The sequence below is a fragment of the Limnohabitans sp. INBF002 genome (assembly GCF_027924905.1).
Classification (GTDB): Bacteria; Pseudomonadota; Gammaproteobacteria; order Burkholderiales; family Burkholderiaceae_C; genus Limnohabitans.
In genome coordinates this window covers 2,070,164-2,095,007 of record NZ_AP027055.1, presented here as the reverse complement: position 1 = coordinate 2,095,007, position 24,844 = coordinate 2,070,164, and the positions used below count along the sequence as shown (strand labels likewise).

The window sequence follows — 24,844 nt, the reverse complement described above, 5'->3', positions numbered from 1 at the left end:
ATCACCCCATGACCAAAGCAGTCATCATCGAACAACACGGCGGCCCCGAAGAGCTCAAGCTCGTTGACGTGACCGTGGGCCAACCCGGCCCAGGCGAGATTCGCATTCGCCACAAAGCCATTGGCCTGAACTTCATTGATGTGTACCAACGCAGTGGCGTGTACCAACTGCCCATGCCTTTGCATTTGGGCATGGAAGCCTCCGGCATCATCGAAGCCGTGGGCGAAGGCGTGACCCATTTGAAAGTGGGCGACCGCGCTGCTTACGCTAGCCAACCCCCCGGCAGCTACTGCGAAGAGCGTGTGATGCCCGCCAAGTGCGTGTGCAAATTGCCAGACGCGATTTCGTTTGAAACTGGCGCCGCCATGATGCTCAAAGGTTTGACCGCGCAGTATTTGCTCAAGCGCACGCTGCCTCAAGGCGGTTTGAAAGCCGGTGACTTCATCTTGTTCCACGCAGCCGCTGGCGGTGTGGGCTTGATCGCTTGCCAATGGGCCAAGGCCTTGGGCTACCAACTCATTGGCACGGCAGGCAGCGATGCCAAGTGCGCTTTGGCCAAGGCCAACGGTGCCGCCCACGTCATCAACTACAACACGGAAGACTTCTTGGCCCGCGTGAAAGACATCACAGGCGGCAAGGGCGTGAAAGTGGTCTACGACTCGGTGGGCAAAGATACCTGGGACAAGTCACTCGACTGCTTGGCCCCGTTTGGTTTGATGGCCAGTTTTGGTAACGCATCAGGCGCTCCTGCACCGATTGCTCCCGGCATCTTGGGCCCTAAAGGTTCCATCTATCTCACCCGCCAAACTTTGTTCAGCCACATCGTCACGCGCGAAAGCACGCAAGAAATGGCCGACGATTTGTTTGACGCGGTGACCAGCGGCAAGGTGAAGATTCACATCGACCAAACCTACCCATTGGCCGACATCGCCCAAGCGCACCGCGACTTGGAAGCCCGCAAAACCACGGGTTGCACCATCATCACTTTGTGATGACAGCGCAGAGGTTTCAGACGCTGGGTTCGGCGTCCTGAAACTTGTCTGCGCGGCAGGTGAGCACCAGCGTATCGCGATGGCCGCCCTCAGCCAAGGGCTGAATGGGCGTGCTTTCGTGAATCACGCGGGTGTCGTCTAACAGCATCAACGACCAAGGCTCGCTCAGCGTGAAGCGCTCGCCTTGTGGGCCGTTGGCTTCAAACACGCGGGTTTCGCCGCCTTTGATGTGGGTGCGGTTGACCATGAACACCGCCACAAAATCTACGCCATCGCGATGCGCACCCTCGGGCGTGGGCCGGCCAATGCCGTCGGTGGTGTCAATGCGGAACTGATGCGCTTCGATGCACCACTTGGTGTTGGGTGTGCCGCGCACTTCGCTTGCTGTGCGCGCAAATGCGGTGAGCAATTGTGTCCACGCGGTCGATGCCACGGTGGCTTCGTGCATGGGTTCAAACCAACGCTCCATGCCGCCGTGCAGCGCGTTGTAGTCGAGGGACTGCCAATGGGCGCGGTGGGGCACTGGGTGCAGGGCGCCGTTTTCAAATACAAAGCTGCTGTGACGGCGACGACGGTAGCGGCCTCCGTCTTTCAAATAGTTGTCTGGCGGCATGTCGTCCCAGTTGGGCGACAGGGCTTGCAGCGCGTTCAATTCACAACCTGCCCACTCGGCCACGCTGGCGGCGCTGAGCATGCCGTAGCCTTTGTGTTGAACCGTGGCGCTCAGCTCGGCAACGGTGATGGTTTGGGGTGACAGTATTTGCATGGTCAGTTTCCGCGACGCACGCGCAGCACTTCGTCCAAGATCAAGCAGGCTGCGCCTACCGTGATGCCGCTGTCGGCAATGTTGAACGCGGGGAAGTGAATGCCGGCGTAATAAAAATCCAAGAAGTCCACCACGTAGCCGTATAAGACGCGGTCAATCACATTGCCCACTGCGCCGCCCAAGATGCAGGCAATGGCAAAGCCAAACAGTTTTTGACCAGGGTGTTTTTTGAGCATCCACACCATGGCGATGGTGGCCACCACACCGAGGCCCGTGAAGAACCAACGCTGCCAACCGCCCGCTGTGGCGAGGAACGAAAACGCAGCGCCTTCGTTGTGCACACGCACGATGTTGAAAAAGCTGGTGACGGGAAAACCTTCGCCCAACTGATACGCGCTGACCATCAACACCTTGGTGAACTGGTCGGCCAGCAGCACCACCAAAGCGAGCCCTAACCACACCCAATACGAGGTGGTGTTGCGGATGAAAGTGTGGCGTGCCATGGGGTGCTTTCGTGAAGGCGTTAGGCGAAATGACGCACTTCACCGTCGCCGTGCAAGTTGCTGTCGCAACGGCCGCACAGGGTGGGGTGAGCGGCGTTGTGGCCCACATCGTCGCTGTAGTGCCAGCAGCGTTCGCACTTTGTGGCTGCGCTGGCTTTGACGTCGACGGTCAAGCCTTCGCCTTTTGCCAAAGTGACCTTGGAGGTGATGAACACAAACTTCAAGTCGTCGCCCAATGAAGCCAAGGCGTCATAGGCTGCGCCATCGCAGTGGATGACCAACTCTGCTTGCAATGATGCGCCCACCAAACCTTCGGTGCGTTTGTTCTCGATTTCTTTGTTGGCGATTTCGCGCACTTGCTGCACGGCATGCCACTTGTCCATCAAGGCTGCGTTGCTTGCGCCGAGGTTGGTGAAAGTTTCCAAGAAGATCGACTCAGACTTGCCAAACGTGGTCCACGCTTCTTCAGCGGTGAAGCTGAGGAACGGGGCCATCCAACGCAGCATGGCGTGGGTGATTTGGTGCAACGCGGTTTGCGCGCTGCGGCGTGCGAGTGACTTAGGCGCTGTGGTGTACAGGCGGTCTTTGAGCACGTCCAAATAAAACGCGCCCAAATCTTCCGAGCAATACAGCTGCAACTTCGACACCACGGGGTGGAACTCGTACTTGTCGAAGTGGCTCAAGATGTCGGCCTGCACTTGCGCAGCGCGAGACAGCGCGTACTTGTCGATTTCCAACAGGTCGTCAAACGCCACGGCGTCTTTGGCTGGGTCGAAGTCGCTCACGTTGGCGAGCAAGAAGCGCAGCGTGTTGCGGATGCGACGATAGGCATCGACCACGCGGGCCAAGATTTTGTCGTCGATGTTGAGGTCGCCTGAGTAGTCAGTGCTGGCCACCCACAAGCGCACGATTTCGGCGCCCATCTTGTCGCTCACTTCTTGCGGTGCGACGGTGTTGCCCAAGCTCTTGCTCATCTTGCGGCCTTGGCCGTCGGTGGCAAAGCCGTGGGTCAGCAGACCTTTGTAGGGCGCGCGGTCGTACAAGGCGCAGCCGAGCAACAGCGAGCTGTGGAACCAGCCGCGGTGTTGGTCGTGACCTTCTAAATACAAGTCGGCTTCTGGGCCTTGGTCGTGGTGCGGCGCACGGTCGTAGGCATCTTTGTGGCTGCCGCGCAGCACGTGTTGGAAGGTGGAACCTGAGTCAAACCACACTTCCAAGATGTCGGTGCTCTTGGTGTAGCTGGCTGCGTCGTCGCCGGGCTGGTTGAGGATGTCTTCCACCGTCACGCGGCTCCACGCTTCGATGCCGCCTTTTTCAACGATGTCGGCCGCTTGGTCCATGATGGCCATGGTGCGTGGGTGCAACTCGCCGCTGTCTTTGTGCAAGAAGAACGGCACGGGCACACCCCAGCTGCGTTGGCGCGAGATGCACCAGTCGGGGCGGTTGGCAATCATGTCGCGCAAACGTGCACGGCCGTTTTCTGGGTAGAAGTGGGTTTGGTCAATCGCGTGCAATGCGAGTTCGCGCAATGACTTGCTCGACTTGTCGGTGATGAACTTGCCCGTGGTTTTTTCGGTGGTGCTGTCAAACGCATCCATGCGGATGAACCACTGCGCTGCCGCGCGGTAGATGACAGGCGTTTTGTGACGCCAGCAATGTGGGTAGCTGTGCGTGATGGTTTGTGTGGCCATCAAGCGGCCTGCGTTTTGCAGCGCTTCCAGAATGACGGGCACAGCTTTCCAGATGTGTTGGCCACCGAACAACGGGAAGTCAGCGGCGTATGCGCCGTTGCCTTGCACGGGGTTCAAGATGTCGGTGTACTTCATGCCGTTGGCCATGCATGAGTTGAAGTCATCCACGCCGTAGGCGGGTGCGCTGTGCACGATGCCTGTCCCGTCGCTCTCGCCCACGTAGTCGGCCAAGAACACGGAGGCTGTGCGTTGGTAGCCAGCGTCTACGTGTGACAGTGGGTGGTTGAATTCAATGAGGCCGAGCTTGTCGCCTTTGGCGGTCGCAACGACTTGGCCTTCGAGCTTCCAACGCGCCAAACATTTCTCGACCAACGAAGCCGCGCACAAGAACAAGCCACGCTCGGTATCCACCAAGGCGTAGTCAATCTCGGGGTGCATGTTGAGCGCTTGGTTGGCAGGGATGGTCCACGCGGTGGTGGTCCAGATGACGGCGAACGCTGGCTTGTCGAGCTTGGGCAAACCAAATGCAGCAGCCAGTTTCTCGGGCTGGGCACACAAGAAGGCCACGTCGAGCGTGTCGCTCTTTTTGTCGGCGTATTCAATTTCAAACTCGGCCAATGACGAGCCGCAGTCAAAGCACCAGTACACGGGCTTCAAGCCGCGGTAGACAAAGCCACGTTCCATCACGCGTTTGAAGGCGCGCAGTTGGCCGGCTTCGTTGGCGGGGTCCATGGTGCGGTAGGGGCGCTCCCAGTCGCCCAGCACGCCCAAGCGTTTGAAGTCTTCGCGTTGTTGGTCAATTTGCTCGGTGGCGAAGGCGCGGCTCTTGGCCTGCATGTCGTCGCGGCTGAGTTTGCGGCCATGCAGTTTTTCGATGGCGTTTTCGATGGGCAAACCGTGGCAGTCCCAGCCGGGGATGTATTGCGCGTCAAATCCGCCCAATTGCTTGGACTTGACGATCATGTCTTTCAGCACTTTGTTCAGCGCGTGGCCGATGTGCAGCTTGCCGTTGGCGTAGGGCGGGCCGTCGTGCAGCACAAAGAGCGGTGCGCCTTGGCGAGCCGCGCGCAGTTTTTTGTACAAGCCGTGCTCGTTCCATTGCTTGGCCCAAGCGGGTTCGCGTTTGGGCAAGTCACCACGCATGGGGAACGGGGTGTCCATCATGTTGAGGGTGGCACGGTAATCGGTGGACGATGGGGTGGCTTTGTCGGTCATGGCGATCTCAGGTCGTAGGCTTAAATTTGGGTGGGTGCTGCAAAAGCCGCGTTTAAAGGGCGGGCTTCAAGGCAGACGAAGAGAAAGAAGTGCGGGGCCGTGTGCAGAACGTGGGGCTGCACGCCCCGTCAAATTCGGGCTGCGAGCCAGGCGCGTGCGTCGTCGCAGTCTTTGTGTATGCCTTGCATCAAGGCGTCCAGACCGTCGTACTTCAGCTCGTCGTGTAATTTGTGCAGCAGTTCCACGCGGATGATTTTACCGTAGCCCCCCTCGGCGCCTAGGCTGGTGGGCCAGTCGAGGCAATGGGTTTCCAGCAGCACGCGGCCGCCGTTCACATCGCTAGGGTCGAGCGAGGGGCGAATGCCCAAATTGGCCACGCCCGCCAGGGGCTGCTCGGTCAAGCCGTGTACCTGCACCACGAAGATGCCGCTGGCAGCAGGCTTCCAGTGGCTGAAGCGTAAATTGAGCGTGCGGCAGTTCAGTTCGCGGCCCAGCTTGCGGCCATGCACCACATGGCCCGAAATGGCATAAGGTCGGCCCAGCAGCTGCGCCACCTCTTGCATGGCTCCGCGGCCCAAGGCGTCGCGTACGGCAGAACTGGAGACGCGCAGGTTCTTCACCTCGTAGCTGTTCATGCGGGCCACGTCAAAACCGTGGGCCGTGCCTGCGGCGTCGAGCATGGCGTAGTCGCCCGCGCGTTTGGCCCCGAAGCGGAAGTCGTCACCCACCAAGACGTATTTCACGCCCAGGCCTTTGACCAACACCTCTTCGATGAAGGCCTGCGGTTGTTGCGCGGCAAAGGCTTGGTCAAACGGCAGCACCACGCATTGGTCGATGCCGCAGGCCCGAAGCTCGTTGAGCTTGTCGCGCAACGTGGCGATGCGGGCAGGGGCGAGGTCGGGCTGTTGGTGCTGCTCGGCGAAGAAGTCGCGCGGGTGCGGTTCAAACGTCATCACACAACTGGGCACACCACGGTGGCGCGCCTCGTTCTTCAGCAAGGCCAGCATGGCTTGGTGGCCACGGTGGACGCCGTCAAAGTTGCCAATGGTCAAAGCGCAGGCCTTGGCCAATTTCGGGTGATGAAAGCCTCTGAAAATTTGCATAACTTAGGTGAAATGCGACAGCTATAAAACCGTCACTCAATAAAGGTATATTGTCAGCGATAGATGTGCATTCCCCAACGGTCGTTTTTAAAGCGAATGGAGGTCAGGTGTGAAGGTCTTGAAACTGTCTGCCCAAGGGCTACCGCAGTCGTGGATATCGCTGGAACAAGCGGTCATTCACTACGCGGCTGACGAAGTGCGCTGGGAATCTGGCGGCGAAGTGGCGGTGTTTCATGGCGGCACCAATGCCATCACAGGACAGCAGTCCATCATCACGGTCAACAGCATCATCGGCACCAAGGGCGTGCCCAATATCAACCCGTTTGATTTGAAATCGGGCCTGACCAACGACAAGCTCTTTAGCCGCGACCGCAACATCTGCGCGTACTGCGGCGACCATTTCCATGAATCAGAACTCACCCGTGAGCACATTCGCCCGATTGGCCAACGTGGCCCGAACACTTGGATGAATGTGGTGACGGCGTGTAAATCGTGCAACCACCGCAAGGGCAACCGCACGCCCGAGCAGGCGCGTATGCCGTTGCTTTACACGCCGTATGAGCCGTCGCTGTGGGAGGACTTCATCCTGAGAAACCGTCGTATCTTGGCGGACCAGATGGAGTTTTTGATGGCGCATGTGCCTAAGAGTTCTCGGCTCTTGGCTTGAGTCTGCTTCTTTCGGGATGGGCTCTGGCGCTTCGCTGAGAAGGAAATGGCCATCTTCCTCATGCTGGAGTACCAGAAATCGTCAGCTGGCCATTCCCTTCTCAGCTACGAGGTTCTTCACTCCGTCTGTTTACTTCGCCAGTAGCTCCGCCACCGCCTTCGGATAAATCAAATGCTCCTGCGTCAACACCCGCGCAGCCAGTGTGTCCGCCGTGTCGTCGGGCAGCACGGGTACGACGGCTTGCGCGAGGATGGGGCCGTGGTCTAGTTCAGCAGTCACGCTGTGCACGGTGGCGCCGGCAAATTTGCAGCCGGCTTCGATGGCGCGTTCGTGGGTGTGCAGGCCGGGGAAGGCGGGCAGGAGTGAGGGGTGGATGTTGAGCAACCGGCCTTCGTAGTGCGCCACAAAGCCTGGGGTGAGGATGCGCATGAATCCTGCCAACACCACAAGGTGGGGCTGGTGTTTGTCAATTTCTGCCATCAACGCGGCGTCAAAGGCTTCGCGGGGTTGGGGCTGGTCGGCGAAGGCTTTGTGGTCAATGACCGCCGTGGCGATGTTGTGTTCTTTGGCAAACGCCAAGCCTTTGGCATCGGCTTTGTTGCTGATGACAGCGCTGACCTGCGCGTTGAATTGCTTGGCCCAGTTTTGGGCTTGCGCTGTGCGCACGATGGCGGCCATGTTGGAGCCGCCGCCAGAAATCAAGATGACGATGTTTTTCATTGCCGCGAATTATCAGCGGGTGTGGATGTGCTTCTGCATACACGCGCGCAGGTTAACTTTTAAGTGTCTTGCACTTTTTCAAAGCGCGGACGCACAACACCATCAATTTCAATGGTTTCGCTGAACATCGCCGCAGGGCGCACCCACAGGCCGTGCGCGCCGTACAAGGCTCGGTAAACGGTCATGGCTTCTAGCGTTTCGCTGTGGCGGGCTGTGCCAATCACCTCGTATTGGCCGCCTTTGTAGTGGCGATACAGGCCGATGGGGGTTTCTTGTAATGGGGGGAGGTCTTGGTCGTTCATAGGATGGGACAATACACCCTATGCATCCAAAAGCCCTTCTTGAAGCTTGTACTGAGCTTGTTCGCCTCACTTTGAAGTTTGACCACCCTGCCGACGCAGTGGTGTCTAAGTTTTTCCGTGACTACCGTAAAACCTATGCCTTCGGCCCGCGCGAGCGTGCTGCCTTGGCCGAAACCACTTACAACGTGTTGCGCAACAAACTGCGCTTCGACCACTTTGCGCCTTCGGGCTCCGGCCCCAAAGAGCGCCGCTTGGCCATCCTCGGCTTTGCCCAGCATCTGAAAGACCAAGCGCCTGCCAACAACGCCCCCAAAAGCGCCAAGCACGCCAACAACAGCCCGCTCGACTTTTTGATGAGCGCGCTCAACAAACAAGAAGCTGCCTGGCTCGAAGCCTGCGAAGCCGTGAGCCCCGCTGACCTGATGGAGCGCCACCGCCACAACATGCCCGAGTGGCTGGTGGAGCCGCTCAAAGCCCAAGTGGGCGAGGGCTTTTGGCCTTTGGTCGAACGCCTGAACGGCGGCGCACCGCTGGACTTGCGCGTGAACACCTTCACCGACAAACGCGCCGATGTGCAGCACGAGTTGAAGCTCGCGGGCATCAAGGCCGTGGACACACCGTTTTCGCCTTGGGGCTTGCGCATTGAAGGTAAGCCCGCCTTGTCGGGCCTGGACGCGTTTTCGCGTGGCGCGATTGAAGTGCAAGACGAAGGCTCGCAGTTGTTGGCCCTGTTGCTCGACGCCAAGCGCGGCGAGATGGTGGTCGACTTTTGCGCGGGCGCGGGCGGCAAAACGCTGGCCATTGGCGCGTCCATGCGCAGCACAGGCCGTTTGTATGCGTTTGATACCTCGGGCCATCGCTTGGAGTCGCTCAAGCCACGCTTGGCGCGCAGCAAGTTGTCCAACGTCCACCCATCCGCCATTGCGCATGAGCGCGACGAGCGCGTCAAGCGCCTGAGCGGCAAGATTGACCGCGTGTTGGTGGATGCGCCTTGTTCGGGCTTAGGCACCTTGCGCCGCAACCCCGACCTGAAGTGGCGTCAATCGCCCAAGGCCGTGCAAGAGCTCACCGAAAAGCAAACCTCCATCTTGGCCAGCGCCGCGCGCTTGGTGAAGTCGGGTGGCCGTTTGGTTTATGCCACGTGCAGCGTGTTGCCTGAAGAGAACGAGGCGATTGCCCAAGCCTTCAGTGCAGCCCATCCCAACTTTGTGCCGTTGTCAGCAGCCGACACCTTGACTGAGTTGAAAGTAGCCAATGCCGCTTCGCTTTGTACAACCGACGGCTTGTATTTGCGCCTTTGGCCCCATCTACATGCGACCGACGGCTTCTTCGCCGCGGTTTGGGTAGCCAAATAAGCACCTAAACCCTAAAATTGAAGGTTATTTTCATAAAACTGAAAGATAGACATGTTGTTACCCAATTGGGCTTGGCTTGATGCCACGTTGAACTGGCTGAGCTATGGCTTGCTGCACTTTTCTGGCTGGCAAGTCTTCATCGTTACGATGGTGCTCACACACATCACCATCGCCAGCGTGACCATTTATTTGCACCGCCACTCGGCGCACCGCGCGTTGGACTTGCATCCGATTGCGGCCCACTTCTTCCGTTTTTGGCTGTGGCTCACCACCGCCCAAGTGACCAAAGAGTGGACATCGATTCACCGCAAGCACCACGCCAAGTGCGAGCAAGCGGAAGACCCACACAGCCCACACATTCACGGCATCAAAACCGTGTTGTTCACGGGCGCGGAGCTTTACCGCAAAGAAGCTGAAAACCTCGAAACCCTCGAGCGTTTTGGCCACGGCACACCCAATGATTGGATCGAGCGCAACGTCTACACCCCGCACTCTGTGCTGGGTGTGTCATTGATGTTGGTCATCGACTTGGCTTTGTTTGGCGCTTTGGGTTTGACCGTTTGGGCCGTGCAGATGATGTGGATTCCCGTCACTGCCGCTGGCATCATCAACGGTGCAGCCCATTACTGGGGTTATCGCAACTTTGAGGCGCCAGACGCCAGCACCAATATTTCGCCATGGGGCATCATCATTGGCGGCGAAGAGTTGCACAACAACCACCACACGTACCCCACCTCGGCCAAGTTGTCGGTCAAGCCCTACGAGTTCGACTTGGGCTGGCTCTACATCCGTATTTTGGAAACTTGCGGTTTGGCCACTGTGAAGAAAACAGTGCCGAAGTTGGCCTTTGGCGACATCAAGCCTGTGGCGGATGAAAAGACTTTGGAAGCTGTCATTGCCAACCGTTACGAAGTGATGGCCAATTACGCCCGTCAACTGCGGTTGGCCATGAACCAAGAGTTGTCCAGCATGTCCACCTTGCCTGCCGACTCTGTGTTGGCGGCGGCCAAACGTTGGATGCACCGTGATGCTGAGAAAGTGCCAGCTGCTGTGGTGGGTGAACTGGCCCAAGCCCGTGCGGTTTTGCCCGACGTGGACACCATGGTGAAGATGCGTGAAGAGTTGCGTCAGTTGTGGCTCAACACCAACCACAACCGTGCGCAACTGGCGCTAGACCTGCAAGCTTGGTGCAAACGCGCTGAGACCAGCGGTATTGCTGCTTTGCAAGAATTCTCGATGCACTTGCGTGCGGCACGCGTATAAACGCTTCTGCCAATACGACAAAGGCACCTTCGGGTGCCTTTTCTTTTGGGTAACTTTGTACAGACAACAAAAAACCCGCCATCTTGCGATGAGCGGGTTCTTGATAAGGTCCAGCCTGAATTACTTCAGTTTGGTTTCCTTGTATTCAACGTGCTTGCGAGCTTTGGGATCAAATTTCATGATCAACATTTTCTCGGGCATTGTTTTCTTGTTTTTGCTGGTCGTGTAGAAGTGACCTGTGCCGGCTGTCGATTCCAGCTTGATTTTTTCGCGTCCGCCTTTGGATGCCATGATCGTGTCCTTTCAGTAACTGGAATTAAGCTTGACCGCGCGAACGCAAGTCAGCCAACACGGCGTCGATGCCGTTTTTGTCGATCAAACGCAGAGCTGCGCTAGAGACGCGCAAGCGAACCCAACGGTTTTCAGTCTCTACCCAGAAACGGCGGTATTGCAGGTTAGGCAAAAAACGGCGTTTTGTTTTGTTGTTCGCGTGGGAAACATTGTTCCCAGACATTGGGCCTTTGCCCGTTACTTCACATACGCGTGCCATGTGGACACTCCATATCAACGGCGGTCGTTCCCACGAGCGCCTCACCTCGCCAAAAAGGGTGGCGGTAACCCATCTTCTTCGCTGAATTCAGCAAAGCCTGAGATTGTAGCGTCTTTTAGTGGGCGCCTTGCTCCAAGAAGCGCTGGGCGTCCAAAGCTGCCATGCAGCCCGTGCCAGCGCTGGTGATGGCTTGGCGGTAGATGTTGTCTTGCACGTCGCCTGCCGCAAAGACGCCGGGCACGCTGGTCATGGTGGCAAAGCCCTCAGAGCCGCTCTTGGTCAGCAAATAGCCGTTTTTCATGGCCAGTTGACCTTCAAAAATGCCAGTATTGGGTGAGTGGCCGATAGCGATGAAGCAGCCTTGGGTGGCGATGTCACGTGTGCTGCCGTCGGCGGTGCTTTTCAAGCGGATGCCTGTCACGCCAGAGGCGTCGCCCAAAACTTCGTCCAAAGTGCTGTTGGTTTCGAGCACGATCTTGCCTGCGGCGACCTTTTCCATGAGCTTGTCGATCATGATGGCCTCGGCCTTGAAGGTCTCGCGGCGGTGCACCAAGTGAACTTTAGAAGCAATATTGGAGAGGTACAGGGCTTCTTCCACCGCAGTGTTGCCGCCGCCGACCACGCTGACCACTTGGTCGCGGTAGAAGAAACCGTCGCACGTGGCACAGCCCGACACGCCGCGGCCCATGAAGGTTTCTTCAGAAGGCAGGCCCAAGTACTTGGCCGATGCGCCCGTGCAGATGATGAGCGTGTCGCAGGTGTAAGTGCCACTGTCGCCGGTCAAAGTGAAAGGGCGCTTGGAAAAATCGACCTGGTTGATGTGGTCAAACACGATTTGGGTGTTGAAGCGCTCTGCGTGTTGCTGGAAGCGTTGCATCAACTCTGGGCCTTGCACGCCATTCACGTCGGCAGGCCAGTTGTCGACTTCGGTGGTGGTCATCAGTTGGCCGCCTTGGGCCATGCCGGTGATCAACAGGGGCTTGAGGTTCGCGCGGGCTGCATAAACAGCGGCGGTGTAGCCAGCAGGGCCGGAGCCGAGAATCAAAACTTGGGCGTGTTGGGTGGTAGACATCTGAGCAACGCAATCAAAGAGACAATAAAGACAAGATTGTAAGAACCTCTCCCTTTACCCCTGACGGCGTGTGGTTGCCGCTCGGGTAAGCTCTCCCTCTAGACATGACTTACTCGCTCAATACATTAAAGAATGACCCGCGCGCCTCTGCTGCCGACGCGGACCACAAGCCCACAGGTTTTCGCCGCTTCGCGCAAGAAATTGCGCTGACGGCTGGCTTTGTGTTCATGACTTTTTGGCTGCTGGCGCTGCTGACCCATTCGCCGCTTGACCCTGCGTGGACCACGTCGGGTTCGGGCACCACCGTGCGCAACTTTGGTGGTCGCTTGGGCGCGTTGTTCGGCGATTTGAGCTTTTTCTTGCTCGGCTATTCGGTGTGGTGGTGCTATGTCGCCGCCCTGGCGGCTTGGTTGGCTGCGTTGGCCAACCGTTTGCGCGACGAAGACGAGCCACAGCCTGAACATACCGGCTGGCGCTACACGCGCTTTGCGTTTTGGGCAGGTTTGGCTTTGCTGTTGATTTCCAGCACGGGTTTGGAGTGGACGCGCATGTACCGCTTTGAAGACCGTTTGCCCGGCCACAGCAGTGGCGGTGTGTTGGGTTACTTGGTGGGCCCATCCAGCTTGAACTGGTTGGGTTTCAATGGCTCCGGTTTGATTTTCATTGTGTTTGGTGTGGTCGGTGCCTCGTGGGTGTTTCGCTTTTCATGGGGCCAAACCGCTGAAAACATGGGTGCTTTGCTAGACGGCATGTACGAGAAATGGCGCGAGCGCCGCGAGCGCGAAGAAGATGTGGCCTACGGCTTGGTGGCCGCCCGCGAGCGCGAAGAAGTGGTGTTTGAAGAGCGCGTGGAAATCAAAGAGCATCCGCCCATCACCGTGCACATCGAGCCCGAAGTGATTGAAGTGCCTAAGAGCGCACGCGTGGCCAAAGAGCGCCAAAAGACCTTGTTCACCGACGCAGCCACGGATTCCCGCTTGCCGCAAGTCGATTTGCTGGACGACCCGCTGATTCGTCAAGACACCGTGGCCCCCGAAACGCTGGAAATGACCAGCCGCATGATTGAGAAAAAACTCAAAGACTTCGGCGTCGAAGTGCGTGTGGTGGCAGCATCGCCTGGCCCTGTGATCACCCGCTACGAGATTGAGCCCGCCACCGGCGTGAAGGGTTCACAAGTGTTGAACCTCGCCAAAGACTTGGCGCGTTCACTCTCGCTGGTGTCGATTCGCGTGGTCGAAACCATCCCCGGCAAAAACTACATGGCGCTGGAATTGCCCAACGCCAAGCGTCAGTCCATTCGCTTGAGCGAAATTTTGGGCTCGGATGTGTACAACGAATCCAAGTCCATGCTCACCATGGGCTTGGGCAAAGACATTGTGGGCAACCCCATCGTGGCCGACTTGGCCAAGATGCCTCACGTGTTGGTGGCGGGTACCACCGGTTCAGGTAAATCGGTGGGTATCAACGCCATGATTTTGTCCTTGCTCTACAAGGCCGAAGCCCGCGATGTGCGCTTGCTGATGATCGACCCCAAGATGTTGGAAATGTCGGTCTACGAAGGCATTCCGCATTTGCTGGCCCCTGTGGTGACCGACATGCGCCAAGCCGCACACGGCCTGAACTGGTGCGTGGGCGAAATGGAAAAACGCTACAAGCTCATGAGCAAACTGGGCGTGCGTAACCTCGCGGGTTACAACGCCAAGATTGACGAAGCCGCGTCGCGCGAAGAGTTCATCTACAACCCCTTCAGCTTGACCCCCGAGCAGCCCGAGCCACTGCAACGCTTGCCACACATCGTGGTGGTGATTGACGAGTTGGCCGACTTGATGATGGTGGTGGGCAAGAAGATTGAAGAGCTGATTGCACGTTTGGCGCAAAAGGCGCGTGCAGCCGGTATCCATTTGATTTTGGCCACGCAGCGTCCGAGTGTGGACGTCATCACCGGCCTGATCAAAGCCAACATTCCCACGCGTATCGCGTTCTCGGTGGGCTCCAAAATTGACAGCCGCACCATCCTTGACCAAATGGGCGCTGAGGCGCTGTTGGGTATGGGTGACATGCTTTACATGGCCAGCGGCACAGGCTTTCCCGTGCGTGTGCACGGTGCGTTTGTGAGCGACGAAGAAGTACACCGCGTGGTGAACTACTTGAAGAGCCAAGGCGAGCCCGACTACATCGAAGGCGTGCTCGAAGGCGGCACGGTCGATGGCGATGGCAATGCCTCAGGCCCCGATTTGTTTGGCGAAGTCGCGGCTGAAAAAGACCCGATGTATGACCAAGCCGTTGAGGTGGTTTTGAAGAACCGCAAGGCCAGCATCTCGTTGGTGCAACGGCACTTGAAGATTGGCTACAACCGCGCCGCACGCTTGGTGGAAGACATGGAGAAAGCTGGCATGGTCAGTGCCATGAGCAGCAATGGCCAGCGCGAAATTTTGGTGCCCAAGCGTGATGAATAAAAACACTGCGCAGAGTTTGAGCAAGGTTTCAGCTTTTGTGAATCGCGCCATGCGCGGAGTTGGCGCTGGCTTGACCATCGCAGCGCTGAGCGCAGGTGTTGCGTCTGCCAGCAGCTTAGACACACTGGAAACGTTTTTGAAATCCACCAAAAGTGGCCGAGCTGATTTCACGCAAGTGGTCACGCCGCCTGCCAAAGCAGGGCAGACCACGGTGCGTAGCAAAACATCGACGGGGCAGTTTTCGTTTGTGCGCCCCACGCGCTTTCGTTTTGATTACGTCAAACCTTTTCCGCAAGTCATCGTGGCCGATGGTCAAACCCTGTGGTTGTACGACGCCGACCTGGAGCAAGTGACCGCACGCAAACAAGCGCAAGCCTTAAGCAGCACACCTGCTGCCTTGGTCGCCACAGCGGTGGACTTGGGCACCTTGCAAAAAGAGTTCAGCTTAGAAGCGCAGGCGGACGTCGATGGTTTGCAGTGGGTGCAAGCCACGCCCAAAAACCGCGAGAGCACCATCCAATCGGTGCGCATAGGCTTGCGTGCCGATGGCGCGCAAGTGAGCCTCAGTAAGCTCGAAATTTTTGATGCCATGGGCCAACGCTCAGTGCTCAGCTTTGAGCGTTTTGAAGTGAACCCTGCCAACCTCGGCGCAGCGCAGTTCAACTTTGTGACGCCCAAAGGCGTGAGCGTCATTCGTCCTTAAGCGTCCATATGACACAGGCCGCGCCCGTGTTGCAAGGCTTACCACCTTTGCTGGACGCCAACACACGCTTGGTGGTGTTGGGTAGTTTTCCTGGCGTGGCCTCGCTGCGCGCGCAGCAGTATTACGGCCACCCACAAAACCAGTTTTGGAAAATCATGGGCACGCTGTTGTCGCCCCATGCCGTAGACGTGCTAGCCACGCCCTATGCCGAACGTGCGCAGTGGCTGCTCAGCCAAGGCGTGGGCTTGTGGGATGTGTACGCCGCCTGCGAGCGCGAGGGCAGCCTAGACGCCAACATCCAAAACGCACAGCCCAATGACTTGCAAAGCTTGCGTGTACGTTGCCCCGCGTTGGTGGCGATTGCGCACAACGGCGGTGAAAGCTTCAAACACGCCAAGCTCACCCGGGCTTTGGGCTTGCCCGTGCATCGTTTGCCGTCCACCAGCCCCGCGAATGCGAGCTGGACGTTGGCACGCAAGTTAGAGGCGTGGCGTGAGGTGTTTCACGCGGCGGGCTTGCTGCGCTGAACGCCCGCTTGAAGTCCAGCGTTGCTGGCCCTTCGCTACACTCACAGCTTGTACAAATCAAAGCCTTTTTAAGCGTGTCCTCCACCCACATTCCTCTCGCCGAACGTCTGCGTCCACGGACGCTCGGCGACGTCATTGGTCAGCAGCATTTGCTGGGCGAAGGCATGGCCTTGCGGGTGGCGTTTGAGTCGGGCCAGCCGCACAGCTGCATTTTGTGGGGCCCGCCCGGCGTGGGCAAAACCACCATCGCCCGTTTGATGGCCGATGCGTTTGATGCCCAGTTCTTGTCTATCAGCGCCGTGCTGGGCGGTGTGAAAGAAATTCGCGAATCGGTGGAGCTGGCCATCGCGGCCCGTGACTCACTCGACCCCAAACGCACCATCATGTTTGTGGACGAGGTGCACCGCTTCAACAAAAGTCAGCAAGACGCGTTTTTGCCGCATGTCGAATCCGGTCTGTTCACCTTCATTGGCGCCACCACCGAGAACCCGTCGTTCGAGGTGAACTCGGCCTTGTTGTCGCGTGCAGCGGTGTATGTGTTGCAGTCGCTCAGCGTGGACGACCTCACGCAAATCATTGCCAAAGCGCAAGCCATTGGCGCCGTACCCGCTTTGGAAGACGCAGCGCTAGAGCGACTGATTGCCTATGCCGACGGCGACGCACGCCGATTGCTCAACACGCTCGAGACCTTATCGGTCGCGGCCAAGCGCGAGAAACTGGAAGAAATCAATGACACATGGCTGATGCGCGTGCTGGGCGAGCGCATGCGCCGCTACGACAAAGGTGGCGAACAGTTTTACGACACCATCAGTGCGCTGCACAAATCGGTGCGTGGCTCAGACCCCGATGCGGCTTTGTATTGGTTGGTGCGCATGCTCGATGGCGGGGCCGAGCCCAAATACATGGCGCGCCGTTTGATTCGCATGGCCGCCGAAGACATTGGTTTGGCCGACCCACGCGCTTTGCGTTTGGCGCTGGATGCAGCCGAGGTGTATGAACGCTTGGGTTCACCCGAAGGCGAGCTGGCGCTGGCTGAATGCGTGGTGTATTTGGCCGTGGCGCCTAAGTCAAACGCGGTGTACAAGGCCTACAACGAAGCCAAAGCCCTCATCAAAAAAGACGGCACGCGCCCCGTACCCATGCACCTGCGCAACGCCCCCACCAAGATGATGAAAGACATGGATTGGGGTAAGGGTTACCGCTACGCCCACGACGAAGAAGACGGCTTTGCCGCGGGCGAAAACTACATGCCTGAAGGCCTAGAGACTACGGGCTTCTACCGCCCTGTCGAGCGTGGTTTAGAGATCAAAATCGCCGACAAGTTGCGCCACTTGCGCGACAAAAATCAACAAGCAGGTAAATAACACATGGACGTCTTGCTTCAACAAGTCATCAACGGCTTGGTGCTCGGCAGCATGTACGCACTGGTCGCTTTGGGCTACACCATGGTCTACGGCATCATCAACCTCATCAACTTCGCGCATGGTGAGGTGTTGATGATTGGGGCCTTGTGCAGCTGGTCGGTTATCGGCCTTTTGCAGCCGCTCATGCCCGATACGCCGGGTTGGGTGTTGTTGCTCATCTCGATGGTGTTGGCGTCTATCGCTGCCGCCGCATTGAATTACGCGATTGAAAAAATTGCGTACCGCCCGTTGCGCAATGCGCCCAAGCTGGCCCCGCTCATCACCGCCATTGGCATGTCGATCTTGTTGCAAACGCTGGCCATGATTGTGTGGAAGCCCAACTACAAACCCTTCCCCACGCTCTTGCCGACCACGCCGTTTGAAATTGGCGAGGCCGTCATCACACCCACGCAGTTGATGATTTTGGGCCTCACAGCTGTGGCCTTGGCCGTGTTGTCGTGGTTGGTCAATCGCACCAAGTTAGGCCGCGCCATGCGCGCCACCGCTGAGAACCCTCGCGTGGCCAGCCTCATGGGCGTCAAGCCCGATGTGGTGATTTCTGCCACCTTCATCATCGGCGCGGTGTTGGCCACCATTGCCGGTGTGATGTGGGCTATGAACTACGGCACCGCGCACCATGCGATGGGATTCTTGCCGGGCCTCAAAGCCTTCACCGCTGCGGTGTTTGGCGGTATTGGCAACTTGGGCGGCGCGGTGGTGGGCGGCTTGCTGCTGGGCTTGATTGAATCGATTGGCTCAGGCTACTTGGGCGAGCTCACCGGTGGTGTGCTGGGCAGCCACTACACCGACATCTTGGCGTTCATTGTGTTGATCGTCACGCTCACATTGCGCCCTTCCGGCTTGTTGGGTGAGCGCGTGGCAGACAGGGCTTGATCACCATGACACACAAACTCTTTTCTAATCGTTGGTTCATGGCCGCTGTGCTGCTGGTGTTGCCACTGGTGTTGCAAAGCTTTGGCAATGCGTGGGTGCGTATTGCCGACATGTCACTGCTGTACGTGTTGCTGGCGCTGGGCTTGAACATCGTGGTGGGCTACGCGGGCTTGCTCGATTTGGGCTATGTGGCGTTCTTCGCCGTGGGCGCGTATTTGTTTGGGCTTTTGGCTTCGCCCCATTTGACCGATGTGTTTCCGTGGATTGCGGTGATGTTCCCCGATGGTTTGCATCTCAGCTTATGGCTGGTGTTGCCTCTTGCCGCAGGCTTGGCTGGTTTGTTTGGTGTGCTGTTGGGCGCGCCCACCTTGAAGCTGCGCGGCGACTACTTGGCCATCGTCACCTTGGGCTTTGGTGAAATCATCCGCGTGTTTTTGAACAACCTCGACCACCCCGTCAACATCACCAACGGCCCCAAGGGCTTGGGGCAGATTGATGCGGTGAGTGTGTTTGGCTACCCGCTGTCCAAGCGTTTGGATTTGGGCTTCATCGAGTTGTCTTCGGTCACCTTGTATTACTACCTGTTTCTCACGCTCGTGGTCGTGAGTGTGGTGATTTGCCATCGCCTTGAGTACTCGCGCATTGGCCGCGCTTGGATGGCGATTCGTGAAGACGAAATTGCCGCCAAAGCCATGGGCTTGAACACGCGCAACTTGAAGCTCATGGCCTTTGGCATGGGCGCCACGTTTGGCGGTATTTCGGGTGCGATGTTTGCGGCCTTCCAAGGTTTTGTGTCGCCCGAGTCCTTCAGCCTCATGGAGTCGGTGATGATTGTGGCGATGGTGGTGCTGGGCGGCTTGGGTCATTTGCCCGGCGTCATCTTGGGTGCGGTGTTGTTGGCTGCTTTGCCTGAGGTGTTGCGCTATGTGGCCAGCCCCTTGCAAGCCATGACCGATGGCCGTTTAGACGCCGCCATCTTGCGTCAACTGCTGATTGCCTTGGCCATGGTCACCATCATGCTGTGGAAACCGCGCGGTTTGTGGCCCACGCCTGAACATGGCAAAAACCTCAACCCACAAGGAGGTGCGCGATGAGCGACCTCGTGTTGAATGTCTCAGGCATTTCCAAACGCTTCGGTGGTTTGCAGGCCCTGACCGATGTGCGCATGCAAATTGAACGCGGACAGGTCTATGGTCTGATTGGCCCCAACGGTGCTGGCAAGACCACCTTCTTCAACGTCATCACAGGCTTGTACACGCCTGACAGTGGCAGCTTTGAGCTGGCAGGCAAACCGTATGAACCCACCGAGGTGCACTTGGTGGCGCAGGCGGGCATTGCGCGCACGTTTCAAAACATCCGTTTGTTTGCCGAAATGACCGCGTTGGAAAACGTGATGGTGGGCCGCCATGTGCGCACGGGTTCCGGCTTGCTCGGTGCGATTTTCAGAACGAGCAAATTCAAAGCCGAAGAGTTGGCGATTGAGCAACGCGCCCGTGAACTGCTGGACTACGTGGGTATTGCCAACTTGGCCGACTACAAAGCCCGCACGCTGAGCTATGGCGACCAGCGTCGCTTAGAAATTGCGCGGGCCTTGGCCACCGACCCGCAGCTCATTGCGCTGGACGAACCTGCCGCTGGCATGAACGCCACCGAGAAAGTGCAGCTGCGCGAGTTGATTGACAAAATTCGCCGCGACCACCGCACCGTGTTGTTGATTGAGCACGATGTGAAGTTGGTCATGGGCTTGTGTGACCGCGTGACCGTGCTCGACTACGGCAAGGTGATTGCTCATGGCACACCTGCCGAAGTGCAGCGCGACCCGCAAGTGATTGAAGCCTATCTCGGCACGGGAGGGCATTGAGATGAAACACGACCACGCAGCGGTGCTGTTGAGCGTCCACGATGTGAAGGTGGCGTATGGCGGCATTCAAGCCGTCAAGGGCGTGAGCCTAGAGGTGCGCGAGGGCGAGTTGGTTTCGCTCATCGGTTCCAACGGCGCAGGCAAAACCACCACCATGAAAGCCATCACAGGGCTGTTGCCTTTGGGGGGCGGTCACATTCAGCTGGCTGGCAAAACCATTGACGGGCAAGGTCCTTGGGATTTGGTGCAACAAGGCCTAGCGATGGTGCCTGAAGGTCGCGGTGTGTTCACCCGGATGACCATCGTGGAGAACCTGCAAATGGGTGCTTACATTCGCAATGACAACGCTGCCATTGCGGAGGACATCGAACGTGTGTTCACCACCTTCCCACGCCTCAAAGAACGCCGCGACCAATTGGCCGGCACCATGTCTGGGGGTGAGCAGCAAATGTTGGCGATGGGCCGTGCGTTGATGAGCCGTCCCAAAGTGTTGTTGCTCGATGAGCCGTCGATGGGTTTGTCACCCATCATGGTGGACAAAATCTTTGAAGTGATTCAAGAGGTGTCAGCCCAAGGTGTGACGATTTTGTTGGTCGAACAAAACGCCAGCCGCGCCTTGCAAATTGCAGACCGTGCTTATGTGATGGAGTCGGGCTTGATCACCTTGAGTGGTGATGCGCACGAGATGCTGCATGACCCGAAAGTGCGCGAGGCTTATTTAGGCGAATAAGCGTGGCAGAGGAGGGCTTAGCCCTCCATCATCCAGATTAGCACTTGCTTGGCCACAAAGCCGAGCATGCCAAACGCCAGCACCAAGAACAACACGAAGGTGCCGAACTTGCCAGCTTTGGATTCACGCGCGAGCTGAAAAATAATGAACAGCATGTACAGCATGAAGCCGCCCACGCCAAAGGTCAGCCCAAATTGGGCGAATTGTTCTTCTGTCATAAAAACTCAGTGGGCCGAAGGGTCGTAAGCGACCAGGTCCCGGTACGCGTGCCAACTGGCGTGTCCCAACATGGGCACCACACCGAGTAAGCCTAAAAAGGCTGAGCCTATGCCCAGCGCTGTGAACAAACACAAAATGCCCGCCCAGCACGCCATGGCGAATGGGTTCAGGGCTACCACGCGCCAGCTGGTCAGCACCGCTTGTTGCACGGTGAGCGTGGGGTGATCCATCAACAAAGGAATGGTCACCAGCGTAGAGGCAAACATGGGTGCGGCAATCAGGGCGCTCATCAGCACCCAAATTTCAAACAGACCAAAGTTGGATTGCAGCACGACCAGTCGCACAAAGTCGGCAGGTGTGTGCACGCTGGCGGGCAGCATCCAGTGAATCAAGGCCGCTGAGCACACCAACCAACCCGCACTCGACAAAGCCAGCAGTAAACCAAATTGAATCAGGCGTTTATCACCAGAAGTCCAAATGCGAAAGGCATCCGTCAAGGTCGCCTCTTCGTTGCGTTCTAAGCGGCGGCTGATCTCATACAAGCCCATGGCCAATAAAGGTGCCACGATCATGCAGGCAGACAGCATGGCTGCGATCCACCAAAACTCATGGCGTGCAAACCAAAACAACCCACCACCGATGATGGCGAGGATCAAGCCATGTGTCACGCCTGCGGTGGGGCAGCGTTCCATGTCTTTCCATGCCAGCGCGAGCCAGTGCATGGGCCTGAACATTTCAATGTCTTTGGCTTCCAGATCGGGGTGTGGGGTGATGAGGTGCATGACACGCAGTCTACGTCGGGTGATTAAACCTTGTCGGCTGCAGAGGTGAACGAGTCTGCGTAGAACTCGTCGGATGGCAAGCCCGCTTGGGTATAGGCCGCGCGGGCCGAGTCCACCACGATGGGCGCGCCGCAGGCGTACACCTGATGACCGCTGAGGTCGGCGTGGTCTTGCAACACCGCCGCGTGCACAAAGCCTGTGCGGCCTGTCCAGTTGTCTTCTGGCAATGCGTCAGACACCACGGGTATGTAGGTGAGGTTTGGCATCGCGGCGGCTTGCGCTTGCACCCAGTCGTGCATGTACAAGTCGGCAGGGCGGCGGCCGCCCCAGTAGAGCGACACAGGGCGTGTGATGCCTTTGTGCTGCATGTGCTCCAAGATGGCCTTGATGGGCGCAAAGCCTGTGCCCGAAGCCAAGAACACCAAAGGTTTGTCTGAGTCTTCACGCAAGAAGAAGCTGCCTTGTGGGCCTTCGATGCGTTGGATTTCTTTTTCTTTCATCGCGCCAAACACGTGGTCGGTGAACTTGCCGCCGGGCATGTGACGGATGTGCAGCTCAATCGCTGGCGCGCCTTCGACGAAGGTGTGTGGCGCATTGGCCATCGAATAGCTGCGGCGGTCGCCGTCCCGCAACAAAAAGTCGACGTACTGACCGGCATGAAACTTCATGGGGTCGGTCGCAGGCAATTGCAGTTTGACGACCATCACATCGTGCGAGACTTTCTCAAGTGAGACGACGCGCACTGGCATTTTTTTGATGGGGAAGGCGCCTTCTTCCACCACTTGGCGCGACTCCAGCACCACATCGCTGTGGGCGGTGGCGCAGCAGGTGAGGACAAAGCCGTTGGCTTCTTCGTCCGCACTCAAGGCTTTTTCTTGGTGGGTGCCGTGGGTCACTTCGCCTGAAATCTTTTTGCATTTGCAGGAGCCGCAAGCGCCGTCTTTGCAGCCGTAGGGCAGACCAATGCCTTGGCGCAGGCCGGCGGCCAGCAGGGTTTCGTCAGAAGTGGCGGTGAATGCGCGGCCGCTGGGTTGGACCGTGATGTTGAAACTCATCTTTGGGTATCCTTGAACTTTTATAGGGTGTATTTTGCCTGTCCATCAATCCCCCCTCGGCGCCTTGCCTTCTCGCTTCAAACGCGAGCGTTTGCTCATCATCGGCTGCGGTGATGTGGGTCAGCGCGTGGTGCGCGTGCAGCGCCATGTGCGGGTGGTGGCGCTGACCTCTAGCCTTGCGCGTGTGGCCGCTTTGCGAGCCCAAGGTGTAACGCCCATCGTGGGTAATTTGGATGCGCCAGCCAGCCTGCAACGCTTGGCGGGCTGGGCCACGCGGGTGCTGCATCTGGCCCCACCGCCTTTGCAAGGCAGCACAGACCCCCGCACTTTGACGCTGACCCGCCTGTTGATGCGCCGAAGCGCGCCGCGCAGCGTGGTGTATGGCTCGACCAGCGGGGTGTATGGCGACTGTGCGGGTGCGTGGGTGGCTGAAAGCCGCAAGGTGAACCCCATCACACCCAGAGCGCAACGGCGTGTGAATGCCGAAGCGCGTGTGCGCCATTTGGGGCGTTTGCGTTCCAGTGCCGTGCGGGTGAGTGTGCTGCGCATCCCCGGCATTTATGCCCCTGACCGCGAGGGTGGTACGCCGCGTGAACGCCTGTTGCGTGGCACGCCTGTGCTGGCGCATGGGGACGATGTGTTCACCAACCACATCCATGCGGATGACTTGGCGCGTGCCTGTCAGCTCGCGTTGTGGCGTGGCCAGCCCCAACGTATTTACAACGTGAACGACGACAGCCAGCTGTTGATGGGCGACTACTTTGACATGGCGGCGGGGCTGTATGGCTTAGCCAAACCACCGCGCATCAGCCGTGCCCAAGCGCAAACCGAGTTGCCTGCCATGCAGCTGAGCTTCATGAGCGAGTCGCGCCGCATGGTGAACACGCGCATGAAGGGCGAGCTGCGTTTGCAGCTGCGCTACGCAGACGTGGAGCAGGGTTTGAGGTGATGGTTTTGGGTGGGACGGCTTGCTTCAAGCGCCGACCCACACACGCATCAATCAAACTTGATGTTGCCCGCTTTGATGGCCTTGGCCCAGCTGGTGGTGTCGCGCTCTAGCAGCTTGGTGGTGTTGTCAGGCGTGAGGTAGCGCACTTCTACGCCTGCGGCATCGGCGCGTTGCTTGGTCTCTGGTTGTTCCATGCTGCGTTTGACATCGGCTGAGAGTTTTTGCACCACCTCTTTGGGCGTGCCGTTCGGCACGTACAAGGCCACCCATGATTCCAGCTCAAAGCCACTCAAGCCAGCTTCTGCGGCGGTGGGCACTTGCGGCAGCTGTGGGTGGCGCGCTTTGCCTGTCACCGCCAAAGCCTTGAGTTTGCCGTTGAGCACATGGCCCATCACCGAAGGCGGTGTGGTGATGAACACCTGCACTTGACCCGCCAGCACGTCTTGAATCGCTTGGCCCGAGCCCTTGTAGGGCACGTGCGTCATTTCAATGCCGGTTTGCTGTTTGAAGATTTCAGTGCCGATGTGCGACACCGAGCCATTGCCCTGCGAGGCGTAGTTGAGCTTGCCTGGATTTTGTTTGGCCCACGCGATGAACTCTTTCAAGTTGTTGGCGGGCACCGAGGGGTGAACCGCAATCACGTTGGTGGCCACGGTGATGAGGCCCACGGGTGTGAGGTCTTTCAACTCCCACGGCAGTTTGTCCATCAGGATGGGGTTGGCAATGTGATAGCCCGAGTACGACACCAACACGGTGTAGCCGTCTTTGGCGCTGCGTGCCACGTTGGAATAGGCCAAGTTGCCACTGCCACCGGGTTTGTTGTCCACCACCACCGATTGCCCGGTAACGCGCGCCAAAGGCTCGCTCACCAGACGGGCTGAGGTGTCCACCAAGCCGCCGGGTGGGTTGGGTACCACCAAGGTGATGGGTTTGTTGGGGTAGGCGTCAGCTTGTGCGTGTGCCGCGAGTGGGGCTAGAAATGCGCCTGTGCTGATGACGGCAGCGGCCATCAAAGCTGCGTTGAGGCTGCGACGTGTGAGGTGTGTCATGTGTTGTCTCCTGTTTG

26 protein-coding genes are annotated in these 24,844 nt (G+C 58.2%); 13 read left to right on the top strand and 13 right to left on the bottom strand.

From position 1 onward, the window contains the following. Positions 1 to 8: 8 nt before the first annotated feature. Entirely contained in the window at positions 9 to 992 is a 984-nt protein-coding gene (locus tag QMG15_RS10495; protein ID WP_281788565.1) for a quinone oxidoreductase, read from the top strand. Positions 993 to 1,008: 16 nt separating this feature from the next. Here the strand turns inward: QMG15_RS10495 and QMG15_RS10490 are convergent, their stop codons facing one another. The 4 genes from QMG15_RS10490 to QMG15_RS10475 form a co-directional block, all read right to left on the bottom strand. Next, the gene (locus QMG15_RS10490; protein ID WP_281788564.1) at positions 1,009 to 1,758 is read right to left on the bottom strand and encodes a 2OG-Fe dioxygenase family protein; all 750 of its coding nucleotides are present in this window, start codon (positions 1,756 to 1,758) and stop codon (positions 1,009 to 1,011) included. A gap of 2 nt (positions 1,759 to 1,760) precedes the next feature. Further along, a complete protein-coding gene (gene lspA, locus QMG15_RS10485) occupies positions 1,761 to 2,261 on the bottom strand; it encodes a signal peptidase II (protein WP_281788563.1) in 501 nt (166 codons plus the stop codon). A 20-nt stretch (positions 2,262 to 2,281) separates the two neighbouring features. Next, positions 2,282 to 5,167 (bottom strand): isoleucine--tRNA ligase, encoded by a 2,886-nt coding sequence (gene ileS / locus QMG15_RS10480; protein WP_281788562.1) that lies wholly within the window; start codon positions 5,165 to 5,167, stop codon positions 2,282 to 2,284. A gap of 128 nt (positions 5,168 to 5,295) precedes the next feature. Continuing rightward, positions 5,296 to 6,270 carry a bifunctional riboflavin kinase/FAD synthetase gene (locus QMG15_RS10475; RefSeq protein ID WP_281788561.1) on the bottom strand — a complete coding sequence of 325 codons (975 nt, stop codon included), beginning with the start codon at positions 6,268 to 6,270 and terminating at the stop codon, positions 5,296 to 5,298. Between the two features lie 109 nt (positions 6,271 to 6,379). Here QMG15_RS10475 and QMG15_RS10470 point away from each other — a divergent pair, with 109 nt between their 5' ends. Beyond that, positions 6,380 to 6,937 carry an HNH endonuclease gene (locus tag QMG15_RS10470; protein WP_281788560.1) on the top strand — a complete coding sequence of 186 codons (558 nt, stop codon included), beginning with the start codon at positions 6,380 to 6,382 and terminating at the stop codon, positions 6,935 to 6,937. 129 nt (positions 6,938 to 7,066) lie between these two features. Here the strand turns inward: QMG15_RS10470 and purN are convergent, their stop codons facing one another. Together purN and QMG15_RS10460 are read right to left on the bottom strand one after the other, a co-directional pair. Beyond that, entirely contained in the window at positions 7,067 to 7,657 is a 591-nt protein-coding gene (gene purN, locus QMG15_RS10465) for a phosphoribosylglycinamide formyltransferase (protein WP_281788559.1), read from the bottom strand. A 59-nt stretch (positions 7,658 to 7,716) separates the two neighbouring features. Further along, on the bottom strand, positions 7,717 to 7,959 hold the full coding sequence (locus tag QMG15_RS10460) for a DUF1653 domain-containing protein (RefSeq protein ID WP_281788558.1): 243 nt from the start codon (positions 7,957 to 7,959) through the stop codon (positions 7,717 to 7,719). A gap of 20 nt (positions 7,960 to 7,979) precedes the next feature. On the opposite strand from QMG15_RS10460, the gene QMG15_RS10455 reads away from it, so the two are divergent. Beyond that, positions 7,980 to 9,314 (top strand): RsmB/NOP family class I SAM-dependent RNA methyltransferase, encoded by a 1,335-nt coding sequence (locus QMG15_RS10455; RefSeq protein WP_281788557.1) that lies wholly within the window; start codon positions 7,980 to 7,982, stop codon positions 9,312 to 9,314. Positions 9,315 to 9,365: 51 nt separating this feature from the next. Next, the gene (locus QMG15_RS10450; protein WP_108358129.1) at positions 9,366 to 10,577 is read left to right on the top strand and encodes a fatty acid desaturase; all 1,212 of its coding nucleotides are present in this window, start codon (positions 9,366 to 9,368) and stop codon (positions 10,575 to 10,577) included. 120 nt (positions 10,578 to 10,697) lie between these two features. Here QMG15_RS10450 and rpmG read toward each other — a convergent pair whose 3' ends face one another. From rpmG to trxB, 3 genes are all read right to left on the bottom strand, one after another. Next, positions 10,698 to 10,868: a 50S ribosomal protein L33 gene (gene rpmG, locus QMG15_RS10445; RefSeq protein ID WP_100131508.1), complete on the bottom strand. Its 171-nt coding sequence runs from the start codon at positions 10,866 to 10,868 to the stop codon at positions 10,698 to 10,700. Between the two features lie 25 nt (positions 10,869 to 10,893). Beyond that, on the bottom strand, positions 10,894 to 11,127 hold the full coding sequence (gene rpmB, locus QMG15_RS10440; RefSeq protein WP_100131507.1) for a 50S ribosomal protein L28: 234 nt from the start codon (positions 11,125 to 11,127) through the stop codon (positions 10,894 to 10,896). Positions 11,128 to 11,242: 115 nt separating this feature from the next. Continuing rightward, positions 11,243 to 12,199 carry a thioredoxin-disulfide reductase gene (trxB, locus tag QMG15_RS10435; RefSeq protein ID WP_281788556.1) on the bottom strand — a complete coding sequence of 319 codons (957 nt, stop codon included), beginning with the start codon at positions 12,197 to 12,199 and terminating at the stop codon, positions 11,243 to 11,245. Positions 12,200 to 12,303: 104 nt separating this feature from the next. On the opposite strand from trxB, the gene QMG15_RS10430 reads away from it, so the two are divergent. The 8 genes from QMG15_RS10430 (at position 12,304) to QMG15_RS10395 (ending at position 20,773) form a co-directional block, all read left to right on the top strand. Next, entirely contained in the window at positions 12,304 to 14,655 is a 2,352-nt protein-coding gene (locus tag QMG15_RS10430; protein ID WP_281788555.1) for a DNA translocase FtsK, read from the top strand. A 49-nt stretch (positions 14,656 to 14,704) separates the two neighbouring features. After that, positions 14,705 to 15,358, top strand: coding sequence for an outer membrane lipoprotein chaperone LolA (gene lolA / locus QMG15_RS10425; RefSeq protein ID WP_281790122.1), 654 nt, complete (start codon positions 14,705 to 14,707; stop codon positions 15,356 to 15,358). 8 nt (positions 15,359 to 15,366) lie between these two features. Continuing rightward, positions 15,367 to 15,885 (top strand): DNA-deoxyinosine glycosylase, encoded by a 519-nt coding sequence (locus QMG15_RS10420; protein WP_281788554.1) that lies wholly within the window; start codon positions 15,367 to 15,369, stop codon positions 15,883 to 15,885. Positions 15,886 to 15,959: 74 nt separating this feature from the next. Further along, on the top strand, positions 15,960 to 17,249 hold the full coding sequence (locus tag QMG15_RS10415; protein ID WP_281788553.1) for a replication-associated recombination protein A: 1,290 nt from the start codon (positions 15,960 to 15,962) through the stop codon (positions 17,247 to 17,249). 3 nt (positions 17,250 to 17,252) lie between these two features. Next, the gene (locus QMG15_RS10410) at positions 17,253 to 18,182 is read left to right on the top strand and encodes a branched-chain amino acid ABC transporter permease (protein ID WP_281788552.1); all 930 of its coding nucleotides are present in this window, start codon (positions 17,253 to 17,255) and stop codon (positions 18,180 to 18,182) included. Between the two features lie 5 nt (positions 18,183 to 18,187). Beyond that, positions 18,188 to 19,276: an ABC transporter ATP-binding protein gene (locus QMG15_RS10405; protein WP_281788551.1), complete on the top strand. Its 1,089-nt coding sequence runs from the start codon at positions 18,188 to 18,190 to the stop codon at positions 19,274 to 19,276. Next, the gene (locus QMG15_RS10400) at positions 19,273 to 20,043 is read left to right on the top strand and encodes an ABC transporter ATP-binding protein (protein ID WP_281788550.1); all 771 of its coding nucleotides are present in this window, start codon (positions 19,273 to 19,275) and stop codon (positions 20,041 to 20,043) included. Before QMG15_RS10405 ends, QMG15_RS10400 begins: the two co-directional genes overlap by 4 nt. A 1-nt stretch (position 20,044) precedes the next feature. After that, positions 20,045 to 20,773, top strand: a complete 729-nt coding sequence (locus QMG15_RS10395; RefSeq protein ID WP_281788549.1) for an ABC transporter ATP-binding protein — start codon at positions 20,045 to 20,047, stop codon at positions 20,771 to 20,773. Between the two features lie 17 nt (positions 20,774 to 20,790). Here the strand turns inward: QMG15_RS10395 and QMG15_RS10390 are convergent, their stop codons facing one another. Genes QMG15_RS10390 through QMG15_RS10380 form a run of 3 tightly spaced genes read right to left on the bottom strand, consistent with a single transcriptional unit; the run spans position 20,791 to position 22,829 of the window. After that, the gene (locus QMG15_RS10390; protein WP_104801216.1) at positions 20,791 to 20,991 is read right to left on the bottom strand and encodes a DUF2788 domain-containing protein; all 201 of its coding nucleotides are present in this window, start codon (positions 20,989 to 20,991) and stop codon (positions 20,791 to 20,793) included. A 6-nt stretch (positions 20,992 to 20,997) separates the two neighbouring features. Then, positions 20,998 to 21,774, bottom strand: coding sequence for a DUF2189 domain-containing protein (locus tag QMG15_RS10385; protein WP_281788548.1), 777 nt, complete (start codon positions 21,772 to 21,774; stop codon positions 20,998 to 21,000). Positions 21,775 to 21,797: 23 nt separating this feature from the next. After that, a complete protein-coding gene (locus QMG15_RS10380) occupies positions 21,798 to 22,829 on the bottom strand; it encodes a CDP-6-deoxy-delta-3,4-glucoseen reductase (RefSeq protein ID WP_281788547.1) in 1,032 nt (343 codons plus the stop codon). A 34-nt stretch (positions 22,830 to 22,863) separates the two neighbouring features. Here QMG15_RS10380 and QMG15_RS10375 point away from each other — a divergent pair, with 34 nt between their 5' ends. Beyond that, entirely contained in the window at positions 22,864 to 23,778 is a 915-nt protein-coding gene (locus QMG15_RS10375; RefSeq protein ID WP_281788546.1) for an NAD-dependent epimerase/dehydratase family protein, read from the top strand. A 47-nt stretch (positions 23,779 to 23,825) separates the two neighbouring features. Here QMG15_RS10375 and QMG15_RS10370 read toward each other — a convergent pair whose 3' ends face one another. After that, positions 23,826 to 24,788, bottom strand: coding sequence for a tripartite tricarboxylate transporter substrate binding protein (locus QMG15_RS10370; RefSeq protein WP_281790121.1), 963 nt, complete (start codon positions 24,786 to 24,788; stop codon positions 23,826 to 23,828). Positions 24,789 to 24,844 lie beyond the last annotated feature (56 nt).

What these genes read in the sequence shown, in the direction of transcription:
- QMG15_RS10455 (WP_281788557.1), top strand. Translation starts at nt 7,980, where the DNA reads ATGCATCCAAAAGCCCTTCTTGAAGCTTGTACTGAGCTTGTTCGCCTC.
- ileS (WP_281788562.1), bottom strand. Translation starts at nt 5,167, where the DNA reads ATGACCGACAAAGCCACCCCATCGTCCACCGATTACCGTGCCACCCTC.
- QMG15_RS10390 (WP_104801216.1), bottom strand. Translation starts at nt 20,991, where the DNA reads ATGACAGAAGAACAATTCGCCCAATTTGGGCTGACCTTTGGCGTGGGC.
- rpmG (WP_100131508.1), bottom strand. Translation starts at nt 10,868, where the DNA reads ATGGCATCCAAAGGCGGACGCGAAAAAATCAAGCTGGAATCGACAGCC.
- QMG15_RS10400 (WP_281788550.1), top strand. Translation starts at nt 19,273, where the DNA reads ATGAGCGACCTCGTGTTGAATGTCTCAGGCATTTCCAAACGCTTCGGT.
- QMG15_RS10405 (WP_281788551.1), top strand. Translation starts at nt 18,188, where the DNA reads ATGACACACAAACTCTTTTCTAATCGTTGGTTCATGGCCGCTGTGCTG.
- QMG15_RS10420 (WP_281788554.1), top strand. Translation starts at nt 15,367, where the DNA reads ATGACACAGGCCGCGCCCGTGTTGCAAGGCTTACCACCTTTGCTGGAC.
- QMG15_RS10495 (WP_281788565.1), top strand. Translation starts at nt 9, where the DNA reads ATGACCAAAGCAGTCATCATCGAACAACACGGCGGCCCCGAAGAGCTC.
- QMG15_RS10385 (WP_281788548.1), bottom strand. Translation starts at nt 21,774, where the DNA reads ATGCACCTCATCACCCCACACCCCGATCTGGAAGCCAAAGACATTGAA.
- QMG15_RS10460 (WP_281788558.1), bottom strand. Translation starts at nt 7,959, where the DNA reads ATGAACGACCAAGACCTCCCCCCATTACAAGAAACCCCCATCGGCCTG.
- trxB (WP_281788556.1), bottom strand. Translation starts at nt 12,199, where the DNA reads ATGTCTACCACCCAACACGCCCAAGTTTTGATTCTCGGCTCCGGCCCT.
- lspA (WP_281788563.1), bottom strand. Translation starts at nt 2,261, where the DNA reads ATGGCACGCCACACTTTCATCCGCAACACCACCTCGTATTGGGTGTGG.
- purN (WP_281788559.1), bottom strand. Translation starts at nt 7,657, where the DNA reads ATGAAAAACATCGTCATCTTGATTTCTGGCGGCGGCTCCAACATGGCC.
- rpmB (WP_100131507.1), bottom strand. Translation starts at nt 11,127, where the DNA reads ATGGCACGCGTATGTGAAGTAACGGGCAAAGGCCCAATGTCTGGGAAC.
- QMG15_RS10475 (WP_281788561.1), bottom strand. Translation starts at nt 6,270, where the DNA reads ATGCAAATTTTCAGAGGCTTTCATCACCCGAAATTGGCCAAGGCCTGC.
- QMG15_RS10395 (WP_281788549.1), top strand. Translation starts at nt 20,045, where the DNA reads ATGAAACACGACCACGCAGCGGTGCTGTTGAGCGTCCACGATGTGAAG.
- QMG15_RS10380 (WP_281788547.1), bottom strand. Translation starts at nt 22,829, where the DNA reads ATGAGTTTCAACATCACGGTCCAACCCAGCGGCCGCGCATTCACCGCC.
- QMG15_RS10490 (WP_281788564.1), bottom strand. Translation starts at nt 1,758, where the DNA reads ATGCAAATACTGTCACCCCAAACCATCACCGTTGCCGAGCTGAGCGCC.
- QMG15_RS10410 (WP_281788552.1), top strand. Translation starts at nt 17,253, where the DNA reads ATGGACGTCTTGCTTCAACAAGTCATCAACGGCTTGGTGCTCGGCAGC.
- QMG15_RS10450 (WP_108358129.1), top strand. Translation starts at nt 9,366, where the DNA reads ATGTTGTTACCCAATTGGGCTTGGCTTGATGCCACGTTGAACTGGCTG.
- lolA (WP_281790122.1), top strand. Translation starts at nt 14,705, where the DNA reads ATGCGCGGAGTTGGCGCTGGCTTGACCATCGCAGCGCTGAGCGCAGGT.
- QMG15_RS10370 (WP_281790121.1), bottom strand. Translation starts at nt 24,788, where the DNA reads ATGGCCGCTGCCGTCATCAGCACAGGCGCATTTCTAGCCCCACTCGCG.
- QMG15_RS10430 (WP_281788555.1), top strand. Translation starts at nt 12,304, where the DNA reads ATGACTTACTCGCTCAATACATTAAAGAATGACCCGCGCGCCTCTGCT.